The organism is Thalassiella azotivora (assembly GCF_054781695.1).
Genome location: NZ_BAAGTX010000023.1, coordinates 13,421 through 31,414 on the forward strand (window position 1 = coordinate 13,421; position 17,994 = coordinate 31,414).

A 17,994-nucleotide genomic window follows, 5' to 3' on the forward strand; every position below is an offset into this window, starting at 1 on the left:
GTCGGTCGAGGTCAGCCGCGCGCCCGGGCGACGGGGCAGCACTCGTGCCGGGCCAGCAGCAGGCCGAGGGTGGCGACGGCCTCGTCGACCGAGCGCACCGGCGCGGGGAACGGCATCCGCAGCGAGCGCTCGCGCCCGGGGGCGAGCAGGCAGCGCAGCGTCACCCCCCACCGGTCCAGGCCGACGGCGCGGACGGCGACCGCGACCGAGACGTCGAGGGGACGGTCGCCCGTCGCGGGCCGCGCGGAGCCGGTGGAGCGGACGAGGCCGAGCAGCCCGTCGCCGTGCTCCGCCTGGACGCGCTGCAGCGCCTCGCCCTCGCGCGGAGCCAGCGGGTCGGGTTCGGCCGTCGCCAGGTCGCCGGGGTCGACGTCCGTGCACCCGTGCGCCCAGTGCAGGGTCACCTCCGCCGGGTCGAGCGCGAGGAGCCGCGCGTCGGGCCAGGTGCGGTGCAGCCCGGCGAGGTCCCCGGTGACGGCGCGCGCCCCGAGCCAGCGGGCGATCTCGCTGACCGGGCGCGGCGTGGCCCAGCCGGCGAGGACGGCGTGGGCGCGCGGCAGCGTGAGGTCCGGGAGCGGCGCGCAGGAGGTCAGGTCGACGCGCACGGCGACGTCGTCCTCGCCGACGTGCAGGCCCAGCCGGGTGAGGTCGCCGCCGCGGACGACGAGCAGGGGGGTGCCGTCCGGTGCCAGGGCCGGCTCGGCCGCGACCTGCGCACCGGTCGGGCGGGAGGTCACGGTCGCGGTGGCCTGCCCGGCCAGCAGCGTGGCGACCGTCTCGGCCGCATCGGGTCCCATGTGAAGTAAGGCTAACCTAACTCTCGGTGCCGTCACCGCCCACGGCGGGAGACGCCATGACCGCCAGCGGCTGCCGTACCGGGCGCGCCCTGGCGCGGCAGGCCGTCGTCCACCGCCTCGTGCTCCCGGACGGACGGCACGTCGAGGTGCTGCGGGCGCCCGGGCGCCAGGAGGTGCCGGTCGTCGGCGACGTCGCCACGGTGGTGGGGTCCTGCGCGCGGTAGGGTCACCGAGCACTGCACCCGGTACCGAAGTGAGGGCTGATGGATCTCGGAGACGTCGCCGGCCTCATCGCCGCGATCGCGTTCGTCGCGCTCGTCGGGTTCCTGGCACGACCGCTGTGGAAGCTGGGCCGGACGGTCGACACGACGACGGAGACGATCCGGCGGATCGCCGACGACACCCACCCCCTCCTCACCGAGGTCACCACGACGGTCAGCCACACCAACGAGCAGCTGGTCAAGGTCGACACCATCACGACGAACGCCGCCCAGGTCGCCACGAACGTCAGCGCGCTGACCGCGCTGTTCGCCGCCACCCTCGGGTCGCCGGTGGTCAAGGTCGCCGCCTTCACCTTCGGTGTCCGCCAGGCCATGCAGGGCCGTCGCGCCGGTGCCGGCCGCGTCCGCGGGAGGCGATGACGTGGGCCGCCTCTTCTGGATCGCCCTGGGCGCAGCCGCCGGCGTCCTCGTCGTCCGCAAGGTGACGCAGACCGCCCAGGCCTACACGCCGGAGGGCGTGGCCTCGGGGCTCGCCTCGCTCGGCGACGGCCTGCGCGAGTTCGCCGACGCCGTCCGCGAGGGCATGGAGCAGCGCGAGGAGGAGCTCCGCGTGGCGCTCGGGGTGGACGCCGGGGTCGTCGACCCCGAGGAGGCCCGGCGCCTGATCGAGAACCCCACCCGCGACTGACCGAACCGCCCCGACCGTCCACCCGGCCCGCCGGGTCCGGGTGGGCGGTCGGAGCCGCGCCCACCGGGCCCCGTGCGGTCCGCCCCGTCCCCACCAGGGAGAATCACGCCATGGAGACCGCGGAGATCCGCCGCCGCTGGCTGACGTACTTCGAGGGCAAGGGGCACACCGTCGTCCCGAGCGCGTCCCTCATCTCGCCCGACCCGACGCTGCTGTTCACCGTCGCCGGCATGGTGCCGTTCATCCCGTACCTCACCGGGCAGGAGACCCCGCCGTGGGCGCGGGCCACCAGCGTGCAGAAGTGCGTGCGCACCCTCGACATCGAGGAGGTCGGCAAGACCACGCGGCACGGCACGTTCTTCCAGATGAACGGCAACTTCTCGTTCGGCGACTACTTCAAGGCCGGGGCGATCGAGTACGCCTGGGAGCTCGTCACCACCGAGCAGCACCACGGCGGGTACGGCTTCGACCCCGACAGGATCTGGGTCACCGTCTACGAGGACGACGACGAGGCCGCCGCGCTGTGGCGCCGGATCGCGGGGCTGCCCGACCAGCGCATCCAGCGGCGGGGCAAGAAGGACAACTACTGGCACACCGGCCAGCCCGGCCCGGGCGGTCCGTGCAGCGAGATCTACGTCGACCGGGGCCCCGAGCACGGCCGGGACGGCGGGCCCGTCGTCGACGAGGACCGGTTCCTGGAGATCTGGAACCTCGTCTTCATGCAGTACGAGCTGGCGGACGTCCGGTCCAAGGAGGACTTCCGGGTCGTCCAGCCCCTGCCGAAGCAGAACATCGACACCGGGATGGGCCTCGAGCGCGTCGCCTACCTGCTCCAGGGCGTCGACAACCTCTACGAGATCGACGAGGTCTACCCGGTCATCGAGCGGGCCTCGGAGCTGTCCGGCCGGCGCTACGGCGCACCCGGCGGGCACGAGGACGACGTCCGGCTGCGGGTCGTCGCCGACCACGTCCGCAGCGCGCTGATGCTCATCGGCGACGGGGTGACCCCGTCCAACGACGCCCGCGGGTACGTGCTGCGACGGCTGCTGCGACGCGCCGTCCGCTCGATGCGGCTGCTCGGCGTCGACGCGCCGACCCTGCCCGAGCTGCTGCCCGTGTCCCGGGACCGGATGAAGGCCTCCTACCCCGAGCTGGAGACCGACTTCGGCCGCATCTCCCAGATCGCGTACGCGGAGGAGGAGGCGTTCCGCCGCACCCTGTCGGCCGGCACGACCATCCTCGACACCGCGGTGACCCGCGCCAAGCAGTCGGGGGCGACCGCGCTCACCGGCGAGCAGGCCTTCCAGCTGCACGACACCTACGGCTTCCCCATCGACCTGACCCTGGAGATGGCGGCCGAGCAGGGCGTGCAGGTCGACGCCGAGGGCTTCCGCCGGCTGATGACCCAGCAGCGCGAGCGCGCCAAGGCCGACGCCCGCGCCAAGAGGACCGGTCGCGCCGACACCAGCGCCTACCGCGGTGTCGCCGACGGCCTCGGGCGGCCCGTCGAGTTCACCGGGTACCGGGAGTTCGCCTCCGAGGGCTCCGTGGCGGGGCTGCTCGTCGACGGCGTGGCGGTGCCCGCGGCCCGCGCGGGTGACGACGTCGAGCTCGTCCTGGACCGCACCCCCTTCTACGCCGAGGGTGGCGGGCAGCTCGCCGACGCCGGCCGCGTCCTCGTGCGGGCGAACGGCACCGAGGCCCTCGTCGAGGTCGAGGACGTCCAGTCGCCCATCACCGGTCTCATCGTGCACCGCGCCCGCGTCGTCAGCGGCGAGGTCACCGTCGGCGCCCCCGTGCAGTCCCTCGTCGACACGGACCGGCGCAAGGCGATCAGCCGGGCCCACACCGCCACGCACATGGTGCACAAGGCGATCCGCGAGGCCCTCGGCGACACCGCCACCCAGGCCGGGTCGGAGAACGCGCCCGGCCGGTTCCGGTTCGACTTCAGCGCCAACGCGGCCGTGCCGCCGTCCGTGCTGGACGAGGTCGAGCACCGGGTGAACGCGCTGCTCGCCGACGACCTCGAGGTCCACGCCGAGGTGATGACCCAGCAGCAGGCGCTCGACGTCGGCGCGATGGCGCTGTTCGGCGAGAAGTACGGCGACGAGGTGCGGGTCGTGTCCGTCGGGGACTGGGCCAGGGAGCTGTGCGGAGGCACCCACGCCCAGCGCTCCGGCCAGCTCGGCCTGGTCAAGCTGCTCGGGGAGTCCTCCATCGGGTCCGGCGTGCGGCGCGTCGAGGCCCTCGTCGGCACCGACGCCTACGACTTCCTCGCCCGCGAGCACGCCCTCGTCGGGCAGCTCACGACGATGCTCAAGGTCCGGCCCGAGGAGCTCACCGACCGGGTGGCGGGCCTGGTCGCCCAGCTCAAGGACGCCGACCGCGAGATCGCCCGGGCGCGCACCGAGCGGCTGCTGGCTGCCGCGGGGGGCCTGGCCTCCGGTGCCCGGGACGTCTTCGGCGTCTCCTTCGTCGGCCACGACGCCGGCGCCGTGTCCGGCGGCGACGACCTGCGCACGCTCGCCCTGGACGTGCGGGGGCGCCTCGGCGGTGACCGGCCGGTCGTGGTCGCGGTCGCCGGGGTGGCCAAGGAGCGCCCCGCCGTCGTCGTCGCGACCAACGAGGAGGCCCGTCGCTGGGGTGTCAAGGCGGGCGCGCTCGTCAAGGTCGCCGCCGGCGTCCTCGGAGGCGGTGGCGGGGGCAAGGACGACGTCGCGCAGGGCGGGGGCAGCGACCCCGCGAAGGTCGCCGACGCGCTGGCGCAGGTCGAGCACGCGGTGGGGCAGGCCGTCACCTCCCGGTGAGGGCGGGCTCATGACGCGCAGCGTGGACGGCGACCAGGGGAGCCCCGCGGCCGGGACCCCGGCCGGTTGGCGCCGGGGCGCACGCGTGGCCGTGGACGTCGGCTCCGTGCGGGTCGGCGTCGCCGCCTGCGACCCCGACGGGCTGCTGTGCTCCCCGGTGGCGACGTTGCGCCGCGACGCCCGGCGCGGCCGCGACCTGGCCGAGCTGGCCGACGTGGTGGCCGAGCGGGACGCCGTCGAGGTGGTCGTGGGCCTGCCCCGCTCCCTCAGCGGGCAGGAGGGGGCAGCGGCGCAGGCCGCCCGTGACTACGCTGTGCGGCTCGCGCGGCGTGTCGCACCGGTGCCGGTGCGCCTCGTCGACGAGCGCCTCAGCACGGTCGGCGCCCACCGGGTGCTGCACGACGCGGGGGTCGGGGGACGCAGGCACCGTCCGGTGGTCGACCAGGTCGCCGCCGTGCTGGTGCTGCAGACCGCCGTCGACGCCGAGAAGGCGTCGGGGCGGCCACCGGGGTCGCCCGTCGACCCCGGCCCGCGGCCGGGACCTCCGGTCGAGGACCCAGCACAGGAGGACCGGCACGGATGACGGAGCTGTCGCTGTCCGAGCTGCCCGGGAGCCGGGGCAGCCGTCGCGAGGAGGAGCGCCAGCGCCGGCGTCGCCGGCGCACGCGTCGCCGGCGCACGGTCACCGTCCTGGCCGTGTGCGCCGTCCTGTTCGCCGCGGCCGCGTGGGTGGTCGTGGGGTTCGTGCGGCCGCTGGTGGAGGAGTGGACCGCACCCAAGGACTACCCCGGACCGGGCACGGGCGAGGCGCAGGTCCAGGTCCAGGCGGGTGACTCCGGTCGAGCGATCGGCCGCACGCTCGCCGAGGCGGGCGTGGTGCTCACCGCGGACGCCTTCGTCGACGCCGCCCGCGACGAGCCCCGTGCCGGCAGCATCCAGCCCGGGACGTACCTGCTGCGCCAGGAGATGGCCGCCGCCGACGCGCTCCAGCTCCTCCTGGACCCTGCGTCCAAGGTCTCCGTGCGGGTGCAGGTGCCCGAGGGCCTGGACGTGGACGAGACGTTCGAGCAGATCACGGCCGCCACGGGGTTCAGCGCCGACCAGCTGCGGCAGGCGGCCGCCGACCCGGCGGTGGGCCTGCCCGCCGAGGCCGGTGGCGACCCCGAGGGGTACCTCTTCCCGGCGACCTACGAGTTCGACCCCGACGTCACCCCCGTCGAGGTCCTGGCCGCGATGGTGGCGCGCCACGGCGAGGCGATGCGCACCGTCGGGGTGCCCGCCGACCGCCAGCGGGAGGTCCTCGTCAAGGCCAGCATCATCGAGGCGGAGGGCCGCACGCCCGAGGACATGGCGCGCATCTCCACCGTCATCGACAACCGGCTCGCCCGCGGCATGAAGCTGCAGATGGACTCCACGGTGAACTTCGCGACCGGCAAGGGCGGGATCACCACCACCGCCGAGGACCGCGCGACCGACTCGCCGTACAACACGTACCTGTACGCGGGGATGCCACCCGGACCCATCAACTCACCCGGCGAGGCGGCCCTGACGGCCGCGCTGAACCCCGAGCCCGGTCCCTGGCTGTTCTTCGTCACCGTCGACCCCGGCACGGGGGAGACCCGCTTCGCCGAGACCGAGGCAGGGCACGCCGAGAACGTCGAGCTGTTCCGCCAGTGGCTGCGGGAGAACGGGTGAGCGACGCAGCCACGGCGGGCCGGGCCGACGGGCCCCCCGCCGACGAGGAGGCGACCGGGAACCCACGGCACCGCGCCGCGGTGCTGGGCCACCCCGTGTCGCACTCGCTGTCCCCGGCGCTGCACACGGCGGCCTACCGCGCGCTCGGGCTCGCGGACTGGACGTACGAGGCGGTCGACGTCACCGAGGACGACCTCGCCGCCCACCTCGACGGGCTGGACGACACGTGGGCGGGGCTGTCCGTCACGATGCCGCTCAAGCGCCGGGTCCTGCCGCTGTGCGACGAGCTGTCGCCCGTCGCCGAGGCCACTGGGGTCGTCAACACCGTCCTCCTGCACGGGGGGCGCCGCCGCGGCGACAACACCGACGTGCACGGCGTCGCGGCCGCGCTGCGGGACGCCGGCGCGGACCGGGTGTCCTGGGGCTGCGTGCTCGGCGGCGGGGCCACCGCCGTCTCCGCCGTCGCCGCGCTGGCCGAGCTGGGGTGCCGCACCCCGACGGTCTACGTCCGCTCCCGCGGGCGCTCGCGCAAGCTGCGGGAGGCCGCGGAGCGGCTCGGCGTCCAGGCCACCGTCTCGCCGTGGGAGGACGCCTGGGAGGCGCTGTCGGCCGACGTGGTGGTCTCCACCGTGCCCGCCGGTGCCGCGGACGCCCTCGCCGACGACCTGGCCCGGGGGACGGCCCCGACCTCCGGTCCGCTGCTCCTGGACGTCGTCTACGACCCGTGGCCCACGCGCCTGGCCACGGCCTGGGTCGCCCGTCGCGGGGAGGTCGTGGACGGCGCGGAGATGCTGCTCCACCAGGCGGCGGCCCAGGTCACCCTGATGACCGGCCGCCCGGCACCCGTCGGCGCCATGCGCGAGGCGCTGCACGAGGCGGCCGCCGCCCGCTCCGCCGGCTGACGGCGGTCACCCGGCGTCTTGGCACCCGGCGTCCCGGCACCCGGCGTCCCGGCACCCGGCGTCCCGGCACGCGGGACCGCGGAACCGCTCACGAACCGGCCGCGCCCGCCGATGGGAGGTCGCCCGGAGTGGGGCGCCGGTCGGGGGCGCGCACCGGCACCTCGCGCCCGGCAGACGGTGGTCAAGTCCGGACCACCACGAGCCGATGAGAGGTCCATGGTGAGGAGCACAGCCCGCCCCGGCCGCGGGACGGGGGACTCGTGAGCGCGGGTGTGAAGCAGCTCAGCGACATCCTGCTGGAGGAGGGGCTCGTCACCGAGAGCCAGCTGACGGCCGCCTTCGACGAGCACCACCGGGTCGGCCGCCCGCTCGGCCGGATCCTCGTCGAGCACGGGGTGCTCACCGAGGCCCAGCTCGTGGCGTCGCTGGCCCAGCAGATCGGCCTGGAGTTCGTCGACCTCACCGACCACCCCGTGGACGGCTCCGCCGTCGCGCGCGTGACCGCGGCCGTCTGCCGGCGGCACACCGTCCTGCCCGTCGGCTACGACGACGGCCGGCTCGTGCTGGCGATGGCCGACCCGGGCAACGTGTTCGCGCTGGACGACATCCGGTCCTTCACCGGGATGGACGTGCGCCCCGTCGTCGCCACCCGCGACGACCTCCTCAACGCGATCAACCGGTACTGCCGCGCCGACGCCGACCTGGACGACATCACCAACGCCCTGGAGTCCGAGCACGACGAGGACGAGCTCTCCCACGTGCGGGAGATCGTCGAGGACGCCCCGATCGTCAAGTACGTCAACCTGCTCATCACCCAGGCCGTCCAGGACCGCGCATCGGACATCCACATCGAGCCGGGCGAGCACGAGCTGCGGGTCCGGTACCGCATCGACGGCGTGCTGCACGAGGTGATGCGCTCGCCCAAGCAGATCCAGTCCGGCGTGATCAGCCGGCTGAAGATCATGGCGGAGATGGACATCGCCGAGCGGCGCAAGCCGCAGGACGGCCGGCTGTCCGTCAACGCGCACGGCAAGAAGGTCGACCTGCGGGTGGCCAGCCTGCCGACGGTGTGGGGCGAGAAGGTCGTCATGCGGATCCTGGACAACTCCACGGCGAGGCTCGACCTCGCGGACCTGGGGTTCACCGACGACAACTTCCGCCGCTTCGAGACCTCGTTCACCAAGCCCTACGGGATGATCCTGGTGACCGGGCCGACCGGCTCCGGCAAGTCCACGACGCTGTACGCGACGCTCAACCTGGTCAGCAGGCCGGAGATCAACGTCATCACCGTCGAGGACCCCGTCGAGTACCGGCTGCCCGGCATCAACCAGGTGCAGGTCAACGCCAAGGCCGGCCTGACGTTCGCCAGCGCACTGCGCTCCATCCTGCGATCGGACCCCGACGTCGTCCTCATCGGCGAGATCCGCGACCACGAGACCGCGCAGATCGCCGTCGAGGCGGCCCTCACCGGGCACCTCGTGCTCTCGACCCTGCACACCAACGACGCGCCGTCCGCGGTCACCCGGCTCACCGAGATGGGCATCGAGCCCTTCCTCGTCGGGTCGGCGCTGGACGCCGTGCTGGCGCAGCGCCTCGCGCGCCGCCTGTGCGGCAAGTGCAAGGAGCCGTACCAGCCGACCGAGCAGGAGCTCGCCGCGGCGCAGTTCCCGTGGCTGCCGGGGGAGCCGGTGCCCGAGCTGTTCCGTCCCGTCGGCTGCCCGGCGTGCGCGAAGACCGGCTACAAGGGCCGGCTGGCGCTGCACGAGGTGATGACGGTGACCGAGGACCTCGAACGGCTGGCCGTGGCACGCGCGTCGGCCGCCGAGATCGCCTCCGTCGCGCAGCGCCAGGGGATGGTGTCCCTGCGCAACGACGGCTGGCACAAGGTCATCGACGGCGTGACCTCGATCGAGGAGATCCTGCGCGTCGTCGCGTGACGACGGGCACGCACCAGCAGGGCCGGCCACCGGGGCCGCCCACCACGGACCGGCCACCAGGACCGGTCGTCAGGACCGACGAGCAGGGTGGTGAGGAGCACGTGACGACGCAGCCGAGGGCCGAGCACCCCGTGGACCTGGTGGACGAGGTCCTCGCCCACCCCCACCTGCTCAGCCTGGTGTACCAGCCGATCGTCGACCTCGAGCGGGGCGAGCTGGTCGGGTACGAGGCGCTCACCCGCCTGCCCGGGTCGCAGGACCCGCGGGTGTGGTTCGAGCACGCCCGGGACCGCGGTCTCGGCGTCGAGCTGGAGCTGGTCGTCGTCCGGCACGCGGTCGAGCGGCTGCCCTCGGTGCCCCGCTCGCGCTTCCTCGCCGTCAACCTGTCGCTGGCTGCCGTGGCCGACCCGCGCACCACCGAGATGCTGTCCGGCACCGGGGACGACGCCCGCCGGCTGCTGCTGGAGATCACCGACCCGCTGCCGCTGGGCGACGTCACGGGGCTGGTCGACGTGCTCGCCCCGCTGCGCCGGCTGGGCGTGCTGGTGGCCGTGCACGTCGGCCCCTGGGAGCAGGCGCTGACGTCGCTGCAGCAGGTGCGACCGGACGTCGTGAAGGTGCGGTCGGGCCTCGAGGGTGGTGCCACGGACGTGGCCCGCGCCGAGCTCGCGCACTCGATCGCCCGGTACGGCCAGGAGCTCGGGGCGGACGTCGTCGTGACCGTCGTCGAGGGCGCCGAGGACCTGTGGACGGTCTCCGGCTCCCGCGCCGCGATGGCCCAGGGCTACCTGCTCGGACGACCCGACGTGGTGATGACGGAGCTGTCCCCCCAGGCCAGCGCCCTGGTGCACGGTCGTCGCAGGCCGGCGAAGGGACCGGGGCTGACGGTGCGCCGCCGCCCGGCGGCGTCCGCGGAGGCCGGTGCGGTCGTCGACGCGGCCGAGCGCAAGGTCCTGGAGCCCGACTCGCTGGGCCGGGTGCTCGAGGGCCTCGCCGAACGCTGACGGCGCCCGACGACGACGCCGGGTGGTCCCTGCCGCGCCACTGCGCCGGACGGGTGACGGCCCCGGAGCCGGGGGCCGGTCCGGTCCCCGCGCCTCAAGACGGGACGCGGCCGTCCCGATGGTCAGGCACGGGCAGCGCGTCCGGTCCGCAGGCGGACCGTGCGCCGACCGCGCAGCAGCAGGTCACGACCGAGCCACGCACGAGGGCAGGCAGAACGAGGGGAGCGCCGTGGACACGGCCAACCAGGGCAGGGCGGGCGGCCAGGGGTACACCCCCGAGCACTTCGCCTTCCGCGAGGACGGCACGGGCGTGCCCTCCAGCGCCGCGAGCGAGTTCTTCAGCGCCACCCACGGCGGCGGTCACCACGCGGCGCCGTCGCCCGGCCCGACGCCGTCCTCCTACCCGTCGCTCGGCACCCCCGGCGGTGCGCCGACCGGGATGCCGCCGGTGACCGCGGGCACGCCCGCGCAGGCGCCGACGGCGTCGTACGCGGCGCAGGCTGCGGGCCCCTCCGCCCCTGCCCACACCGCCCCCGTCGCCCCTGCCCCGGCCACCCGGGCCGCGCAGCGGCCCGCGCCGCCGGCGCCGACCCACGTGGGCCTGGAGGAGAGCGCCGCGCCGGCCGGCAGCTACGCGCGGTCCACGACCGAGACCCAGGTCGGCGAGGGGGACATGAACCTCGCCGAGGTGCTCGGGGTGATGCTCGACATGGGCGCCTCCGACCTGCACCTGACCAACGGCGCGCACCCGATGGTGCGCGTGCGCGGTGGCCTGCAGGCGCTCGAGCAGTACCCGAAGCTGACGCCGGGCGTCCTGCAGCGGGTGCTCTACGCGATCCTCACGCAGAAGCAGCGGGAGCGGTTCGAGGAGGAGCTCGAGCTGGACTTCGCCTACGCGCTGCCGGGCCGGGCGCGGTTCCGCGTCAACCTGTACCAGCAGCGCGAGTCGCTCGGTGCGGCGATGCGCATGATCCCCTACGAGATCAAGCCGCTGGAGGACCTCGGTGTCCCGCCGGCGGTCAGCAACTTCGCCGGCCTGCCGCGGGGGATGGTGCTCGTCACCGGGCCCACGGGGTCCGGCAAGTCCACGACGCTCGCGTCCCTGGTCGACCTGGCCAACCGGACCCGGCACGACCACATCATGACCGTCGAGGACCCGATCGAGTTCCTGCACCGGCACAAGAGCTGCCTGGTGAACCAGCGCGAGGTGGGGGAGGACACGCGGTCCTTCGCCAGCGCGCTCAAGCACGTGCTGCGACAGGACCCCGACATCATCCTCGTCGGCGAGATGCGGGACCTGGAGACGATCTCCGTCGCGCTGACCGCCGCCGAGACCGGCCACCTGGTCTACGCGACCCTGCACACCCAGGACGCCGCGCAGACGATCGACCGCGTCATCGACGTGTTCCCGGCCGACCAGCAGCAGCAGGTGCGGGTCATGCTCGCGGGCGCCATCCAGGGCATCGTCTGCCAGACCCTGTGCAAGACGGCGGACGGTCGCGGCCGAGTGGTCGCCACGGAGGTGCTCGTCGCCACCCCGGCGATCCGCAACCTCATCCGCGAGGGCAAGACGCACCAGATCTACTCGGCCATGCAGGCCGGGGCGCAGCACGGGATGCACACCCTCGACCAGCACCTGGCCGAGCTCGTGCGCATCGGCAAGATCACCTACGAGCACGGCCTCGAGAAGTGCCACCACGTCGAGGACTTCAACCGGCTGACCGGCCGAGGCTGAGGAGCGGGTCAATGGCTACTGCGACGAAGACCTACGAGTACGCCGTCCGCGACCGTCGCGGTCAGACGGTCACGGGCAAGCTCGAGGCCGCCAACGAGGCGGCGCTCGTGACCCGGCTCAAGGGCATGGGCTACGCCCCCCTGTCGGTCAAGGAGACCGGGCAGGGGATGAACCGGGAGCTGACGCTGCCCGGCGGCAACCGGGTCAAGCTCAAGGACCTGGCGATCATGTCGCGCCAGTTCGCGACGATGATCAGCTCCGGCCTGTCGCTGATGCGGGCGCTGACCATCCTGGCCGAGCAGACCGAGAGCACCGGGCTGGCCAAGGTGCTGGGGGAGGTGCGTCAGGACGTCGAGACCGGCGCCGCCCTCTCCGTCGCCCTCGCCAAGCACCCCAACGTCTTCCCACCGCTCATGGTGAACATGTGCCGGGCCGGCGAGGTCGGGGGCTTCCTCGACACGGTGCTGCTCCAGCTCGCCGACAACTTCGAGGCCGAGGTCAAGCTGCGCGGCAAGATCAAGTCGGCGATGACGTACCCCGTCGTGGTGCTGATCATGGCCGTGCTCGCGGTCGGCGGGATGCTCATCTTCATCGTCCCGGTCTTCGCGAAGATGTTCGACGACTTCGGAGGGGAGCTGCCCGCGCCGACGAAGGTGCTCGTCTTCCTCAGCGAGCAGATGGCCTGGTTCGCGCCGACCACCGTGGTCACCCTGGTCGTCCTGGCCGTGGTGTGGTCGAGGATCAAGAACAGGCAGGGGGTCAGGAACGCCGTCGACCCCCTCAAGCTCAAGACACCGGTGTTCGGCGAGCTGTTCCGCAAGGTCGCCCTCAGCCGCTTCGCGCGCAACCTCGGCGCCATGGTCCGGGCCGGCGTGCCCATCCTGCAGGCCCTCGACATCGTGGCCGACACGACGGGCAACGAGGTGCTGGCCAAGGCCGTACGGGATGTCCAGGTCAGCGTGCGCAACGGCGAGTCGCTCGCCGGTCCGCTGGAGAACCACAAGGTCTTCCCCTCGATGGTCGTGCAGATGCTCGCCGTCGGTGAGGACACGGGCGCGCTGGACACGATGCTGATGAAGCTCAGCGACTTCTACGACGACGAGGTGGAGGCGACCACGGAGTCCCTGACGGCCCTCATGGAGCCGTTGATGATCGCCGTCCTCGGAGGCCTGGTCGGTGGCATGATCGTCGCCCTCTACATGCCGATCTTCAAGATCTTCGAGCTGATCCAGTAGTCGCTCGACGCGTTGCGCCACAGGGGGTCCGGCCACTCGGCCAGGCCCCCTGCGTCGTGCTGTGACACCGGTCGCGGACGGCGTGCACCCGATCGGGTGACGGCTCCAACTCCGGGCGGGCGAGGGCTCAACCCGGGCGCCCACGGCCCGATAACCACAGTGTCAACGAGCCACACCTCAGCCGGGGCCACCGGCGCCGGCTCACCACAGTCTCGAAAGGACCATGCAGATGCTCGCTCGCATCCGTAAGGCCAAGGAGGAGAACGAGGGTGGCTTCACCCTCATCGAGCTCCTGGTCGTCGTGATCATCATCGGCATCCTCGCCGCGATCGCGATCCCGACCTTCCTGAACCAGCGTGAGAAGGCCTGGGAGCGCGCTGCCCAGTCCGACCTGCGCAACGCCGCCACCGTCATGGAGACGTACTTCTCCGACAAGGGCACGTACGCGGCCGTCACGGGCACCGGCGCTGCCACCCCGGGCGCCGGCGACTACGCCTTCAAGACCTCCGACGGCGTCACCCTCGCTGTCCTGGGCACCAGCACGACGGGCTACTGCATCAACGCCAACCACGACAAGCTCACCACCAACGCGGTCGACTTCAAGCTCGACTCCACGGTCGGCAAGCCGCAGAAGATCGAGGGCTCCGTCTCGGCCTGCGCCTGATCCAGTCGCACGCCACAGGAGCGGCGCCGGTGCGAACTGCGCCGGCGCCGCTCCCGCGTCCTACCGAAGGAGGACCGATGACCGACACCCGCGAGAGCGGTTTCACGCTCGTCGAGATCCTGGTCGTCGTCGTCATCGTCGGGATCCTCGCGGCGGTCGCCCTCCCCACGTACCTGTCCCAGCGGGACAAGGCGAACGAGGCGAACGTCATCCAGGACATGCGCAATACGGCCGTGGCGATCGAGGGGTGGGCGTCGGGAACGAACCACGACCTGACGGACCTCGACGGCGCGACGGAGAGCAGTACGCACCTGGACGCCGAGGGGCTCCGCCTGGGGGAGTGGACGCGCCTGAGGATCACCGCGACCCCCTCCGCGTACTGCGTCATCGGCCGCCACCAGCAACTCCCCGACACCGAGCTCCGGTACGACAGCGACGAGGGCCGGGTCGAGGTGGGTGCCCTCGGATCGCTGAGCTGCTGATCGCCCCTTCGCCCACGGAGACACTCATGCGCAACCTGCGGAACCGGCTCGCTCGACGAGCCCAGGAGGACGACGGGTTCAGCCTCGCTGAGGTGCTCGTCGCGTTCGTGCTGTTCATGATCCTCGCGGCCTCCACGGGCCTGGCGCTCATCAGTGCCGTGAAGACGACTCGCGCGAACGAGGGTCGCGTCGTCGCGGCGAACCTCGTGGCGCGCAAGGTCGAGACCCTGCGGGGTCTGCTGGCGACAGAGATCCCGGACGGAAGGCTCCCGCGCGAGACGGTCGACGTCGATGGCATGCGCTACTACCTCGACGTCACGACCAGCTACGACACCGTCGGCGGGACGGGGAGCGCCTGTTCCGGGTCGAGTGGCAAGGCAGCGTTCAAGCGCATCCGCGTCTCCGCCTCCTGGGACGGGATGGGCGCCGTCGCGCCGGTGCTGAGCGAGACGACGAAGGCGCTGCCCATCCTGGGGCTCGAGAGCGGCCTCGGCATCGTCACGGTGCCGGTCAGCGACCGGCTCGGTGAGCCGCTTCGCGGCGTGCCGGTCACGCTCGCCGGCCGAACCGTCGAGACGCAGGCCGACGGATGCGCCATCTTCTCCGGCCTCGCACCCGGTGCCGCGTACGCGGCGACGATCAACGTCCCCGGCTACGTCGACCGGACCGGTCTGCAGCAGAGCGCTCGCAGCCCGATCCAGGTCACTGCCGGGGAAGTCACCAAGGATCCGGGCTTCGTCTACGACCGTGCCGCGACGGTGACGCTCACGGTGCGCCGGGCGAGCGCCCCAGGAGTGACCTCGGCGCACGTCGTGCCCGCCGGTCTGGGAGTCACCCTCTCCAGCACCTCGACCCTGGTTGGGGATCAGCCCAACCCCGTCTGCGGCAGCACGCCCTGCGTGACGGCGTCCGGTGACCAGCGAGCCCGCACCTCCGTCTTCCCTTTCGAGGACGGCTATCGGGCCTGGGCCGGGACGTGCGCCGGATCCCGTCCCCCGACGCCGGCGTCGATCACGCCGGCACCTGGCGGCAGTGCGGTAGCGAGCCTGCCGCCTCTGGCGGCGGTCGACGTCGTCACCAAGCGCAGCACCGGGTCGTTCGACAGCGGGTGGACCGTCACCGCCGTGAACCGCGGGTGCTCGACGGAGCGCTTCGTCCTGCCCGGGACCACAGGCACCAGCAACGCCGGCGCCGTCAAGATCTCGCTGCCGGCGGGTACCTGGGAGTTCGAGGCCGTGAAGGGCAGCACGAGGAAGGTCAGTGCGCCGGTGACCCTGGTCGGCGGGCAGTACTGGGACAACGGGAGCCCTGTGGTGGTGACGACGTCATGAGCGGGACCTCTGCGGTGGACGAGCGGGACGCGGGCTTCACCCTCGTCGAGCTCATGGTCGTGATGACGCTCCTCATGGTGATCGGTGCCATGCTCGTCATGACCTTCGTCCAGGGGACCGGTGCCGTGTTCGCCTCGGAGTCGCGACAACGGGACAGCCTGCAGGCCAAGGTGGCGCTGGAGAACACCACGAAGGCGTTGCGGACCGCGGTGGACCCGGACGGTGACGGGCCCTTGGTGGCTTTCGAGGTCGCCCAGCAGAACCGTGTGGTGTTCTACGCCGCGCTGGACAACCGAGGCAGCTACCCCTCGGTGGACCAGCCGCCCCGCAAGGTCGAGATCTGGTTGCAGGACGGGACGCTCCGACTGCGGACGACGATGCCGGCGGCCGGCCCCACCGGTACGACGTGGCCGGGGACCGGCAGCACCCGGATCATCGGCACCAACCTCAGGTCGGGAGCAGGCGTGGTGCCTCTCTTCACCTACCTCGCTGCCGGTGACACGTACACCGACAGCACCGGCAGGGCGATCACCAGCCTGCCCACCGCCGGGGGGGCTGTCACGGGGACGGCTCGCGAGAGCATCGAGGCGGTGGAGGTCTGGGTGGCCGCCCAGAGCTCGTCCAAGCGCACCAACGAGACCACGGTCGTCTCGAGGGTGACCCTGCTCAACAAGGAGATCTGAGATGCGCCTGATGCGCGCCCGGCGGCCGGAGGCCCGGACCGACGAGGGCTTCGCCATGGTCACCGTCATCGGAACGATGTTCGTGCTGGCGCTGTTCGTCCTCACGGTCACCGCGTTCGCCGTCAACGCGATCCCCAGCAGCCGCCACGCGCAGGACTACGCTGCAGCGCTCGCCGCCGCTCAGGCGGGTGCCGACGACGTGCTGAGTCGGCTCAACAACGACGACGCGTACTGGACGAGCGCCAAGTTCTGTGCCGACCCCGCCGCGGAGCTGGGTTGCTGGGACGGCGCCGAGGGCGGTCCGCAGAGCAATCGCTGGGCGACGGTTCCGGGCTCGGGCGGCACCTTCCCCGCTCGTTACCGGTACGCGTTGGTGAGCACGCCCGCCACCACGCCCGGGTTGATCCGGGTCCAGGTCGACGGCGAGGTCAACGAGGTGCGCCGGAGCATCACAGTCGATCTCCGCAAGAAGAGCTTCCTGGAGTTCATCTACTACACCGACAAGGAATCCAGCTCACCGTCAGTGGTTGTCGAGAACTACCCGCCCCGAACCGAGTACTCCGAGTACTACACCAACGTGTACCGGAACGGTCGCGTGTACGCCTACGAGTGGGAGGGCGTGTCTGCTGCCGCAGCCGATGCATGCAAGCGCTACTACTATTCCGTGCCGCCCGCGACAGGCGCTCGCAGCGAGTACTCCGAGCGGTACCGCCTCGTCTCCACGCGGAGCAACGGCACCGATCGCCAGAGTCACACGGGTTGGTACAGCCAGGCGCGGTCCTGCGACATCAACTTCGTCGGTGGGGACGACATCAAGGGCCCGATGTACACCAACGACGCCATGCTCTTGCTGAACCGCAACGGCATCGGACCGCGCTTCTACGGCAAGACCGAGACCTACTGGCAGCCGTCGTACTCCCCAGCCGCACCGGTGAACGGCGCCTACCGCAAGAACGGTTCGACCGCCGCGCCGCACCCTGATGGCTACGTGCCGACGTCCGCGACACGCAAGGTGGACATGCCACCGAGCAACCAGGCGATCCAGTCGGCGGCGGAAGCCGGGGGATGCGTGTACGTCGGCCCGACGCGGATCGTCCTGAAGAGCAACGGGACGATGGACGTCACGAGCCCGCTGACGCCGGGCGGGGGGACGTGCGGGGTCGGAGGGGGCCGAGCCCTCCCGGAGAACGGCGTGGTGTTCGTCAAGTCGTCGACCGCCAGCTGCACCGGCAAACCCACGGCCTACCCGCTGCGCAGCGACGACATCACGCCGTACGACTGCCGTGCCGGGGACGTGTTCCTCGAAGGCACCCTCAAGGGGCAGCTGACGATCGCCAGCCAGCGCGACATCGTCGTCACCGACGACGTGAAGTACAGCCAGGAGGTCTGGAACGGCTCCGTCATCAACTCCGCGGTGACGGACGTGCTCGGCCTCGTCGCACAGGGCTCGGTCAAGGTCTACCACCCCGTCAGGTGCGGTCAGTCGCTGCCGAGCACGGTCGGCTGCGCGCCCGACGGGTACGTCGACCTGCCCGGTACCCCCCGCGACATTCGCATCGACGCCGCGATTCTCTCGGTAGACAACTCCTTCACCGTCCAGAACTACCAGCGCGGTGGCCACCTCGGCGACCTCCAGGTCCGCGGAGGCATCTACCAGAAGCACCGTGGTGCTGTGGGCCAGGGCGACGCCGGTTACCTCAAGGACTACGTCTACGACACCCGGCTCATCAGCCTTCCGCCGCCCTACTTCCTCGAGCCGGCAGGTGCGGCGTGGGGGATCGTCGGGTTCAGCGAGTGACGTGGCACCCGCGGC

Annotated in this window: 17 protein-coding genes; 16 read left to right on the plus strand and 1 reads right to left on the minus strand. The window is 72.4% G+C overall.

Annotation, left to right across the window (positions count from 1 at the left end; all coding sequences use genetic code 11):
• Positions 1 to 11: 11 nt before the first annotated feature.
• The gene (locus ACYVQV_RS15430; protein ID WP_461024202.1) at positions 12 to 797 is read right to left on the minus strand and encodes a DUF2470 domain-containing protein; all 786 of its coding nucleotides are present in this window, start codon (positions 795 to 797) and stop codon (positions 12 to 14) included.
• A gap of 56 nt (positions 798 to 853) precedes the next feature.
• Between ACYVQV_RS15430 and ACYVQV_RS15435 the strand changes: the two genes are divergently transcribed.
• From ACYVQV_RS15435 to ACYVQV_RS15510, 16 genes are all read left to right on the plus strand, one after another.
• Complete coding sequence (locus tag ACYVQV_RS15435) at positions 854 to 1,021, plus strand: hypothetical protein (protein ID WP_461024203.1); 168 nt, start codon at positions 854 to 856, stop codon at positions 1,019 to 1,021.
• 39 nt (positions 1,022 to 1,060) lie between these two features.
• On the plus strand, positions 1,061 to 1,438 hold the full coding sequence (locus ACYVQV_RS15440; RefSeq protein ID WP_461024204.1) for a DUF948 domain-containing protein: 378 nt from the start codon (positions 1,061 to 1,063) through the stop codon (positions 1,436 to 1,438).
• A 1-nt stretch (position 1,439) separates the two neighbouring features.
• Entirely contained in the window at positions 1,440 to 1,706 is a 267-nt protein-coding gene (locus tag ACYVQV_RS15445; protein ID WP_461024205.1) for a DUF6167 family protein, read from the plus strand.
• A 110-nt stretch (positions 1,707 to 1,816) separates the two neighbouring features.
• Positions 1,817 to 4,513 carry an alanine--tRNA ligase gene (gene alaS, locus ACYVQV_RS15450; protein WP_461024206.1) on the plus strand — a complete coding sequence of 899 codons (2,697 nt, stop codon included), beginning with the start codon at positions 1,817 to 1,819 and terminating at the stop codon, positions 4,511 to 4,513.
• Between the two features lie 10 nt (positions 4,514 to 4,523).
• Positions 4,524 to 5,096: a Holliday junction resolvase RuvX gene (ruvX, locus tag ACYVQV_RS15455; RefSeq protein WP_461024207.1), complete on the plus strand. Its 573-nt coding sequence runs from the start codon at positions 4,524 to 4,526 to the stop codon at positions 5,094 to 5,096.
• Complete coding sequence (mltG, locus tag ACYVQV_RS15460; RefSeq protein WP_461024208.1) at positions 5,093 to 6,208, plus strand: endolytic transglycosylase MltG; 1,116 nt, start codon at positions 5,093 to 5,095, stop codon at positions 6,206 to 6,208. The genes ruvX and mltG overlap by 4 nt, the downstream gene beginning before the upstream one ends.
• Positions 6,205 to 7,110, plus strand: coding sequence for a shikimate dehydrogenase (locus ACYVQV_RS15465; protein ID WP_461024209.1), 906 nt, complete (start codon positions 6,205 to 6,207; stop codon positions 7,108 to 7,110). Before mltG ends, ACYVQV_RS15465 begins: the two co-directional genes overlap by 4 nt.
• Before the next feature lie 272 nt (positions 7,111 to 7,382).
• Complete coding sequence (locus ACYVQV_RS15470; protein ID WP_461024244.1) at positions 7,383 to 9,047, plus strand: GspE/PulE family protein; 1,665 nt, start codon at positions 7,383 to 7,385, stop codon at positions 9,045 to 9,047.
• Positions 9,048 to 9,148: 101 nt separating this feature from the next.
• Complete coding sequence (locus ACYVQV_RS15475; RefSeq protein WP_461024210.1) at positions 9,149 to 10,051, plus strand: EAL domain-containing protein; 903 nt, start codon at positions 9,149 to 9,151, stop codon at positions 10,049 to 10,051.
• 229 nt (positions 10,052 to 10,280) lie between these two features.
• Positions 10,281 to 11,786, plus strand: coding sequence for a type IV pilus twitching motility protein PilT (locus tag ACYVQV_RS15480; protein WP_461024211.1), 1,506 nt, complete (start codon positions 10,281 to 10,283; stop codon positions 11,784 to 11,786).
• Between the two features lie 11 nt (positions 11,787 to 11,797).
• Positions 11,798 to 13,021: a type II secretion system F family protein gene (locus tag ACYVQV_RS15485; protein ID WP_461024212.1), complete on the plus strand. Its 1,224-nt coding sequence runs from the start codon at positions 11,798 to 11,800 to the stop codon at positions 13,019 to 13,021.
• A gap of 229 nt (positions 13,022 to 13,250) precedes the next feature.
• Positions 13,251 to 13,685 (plus strand): type IV pilin protein, encoded by a 435-nt coding sequence (locus ACYVQV_RS15490; protein ID WP_461024213.1) that lies wholly within the window; start codon positions 13,251 to 13,253, stop codon positions 13,683 to 13,685.
• Positions 13,686 to 13,762: 77 nt separating this feature from the next.
• On the plus strand, positions 13,763 to 14,167 hold the full coding sequence (locus ACYVQV_RS15495) for a prepilin-type N-terminal cleavage/methylation domain-containing protein (RefSeq protein WP_461024214.1): 405 nt from the start codon (positions 13,763 to 13,765) through the stop codon (positions 14,165 to 14,167).
• Between the two features lie 26 nt (positions 14,168 to 14,193).
• On the plus strand, positions 14,194 to 15,498 hold the full coding sequence (locus ACYVQV_RS15500; RefSeq protein WP_461024215.1) for a prepilin-type N-terminal cleavage/methylation domain-containing protein: 1,305 nt from the start codon (positions 14,194 to 14,196) through the stop codon (positions 15,496 to 15,498).
• Positions 15,495 to 16,181 carry a PulJ/GspJ family protein gene (locus tag ACYVQV_RS15505; RefSeq protein WP_461024216.1) on the plus strand — a complete coding sequence of 229 codons (687 nt, stop codon included), beginning with the start codon at positions 15,495 to 15,497 and terminating at the stop codon, positions 16,179 to 16,181. The genes ACYVQV_RS15500 and ACYVQV_RS15505 overlap by 4 nt, the downstream gene beginning before the upstream one ends.
• 1 nt (position 16,182) lies before the next feature.
• Positions 16,183 to 17,979, plus strand: a complete 1,797-nt coding sequence (locus ACYVQV_RS15510) for a hypothetical protein (RefSeq protein WP_461024217.1) — start codon at positions 16,183 to 16,185, stop codon at positions 17,977 to 17,979.
• Positions 17,980 to 17,994 lie beyond the last annotated feature (15 nt).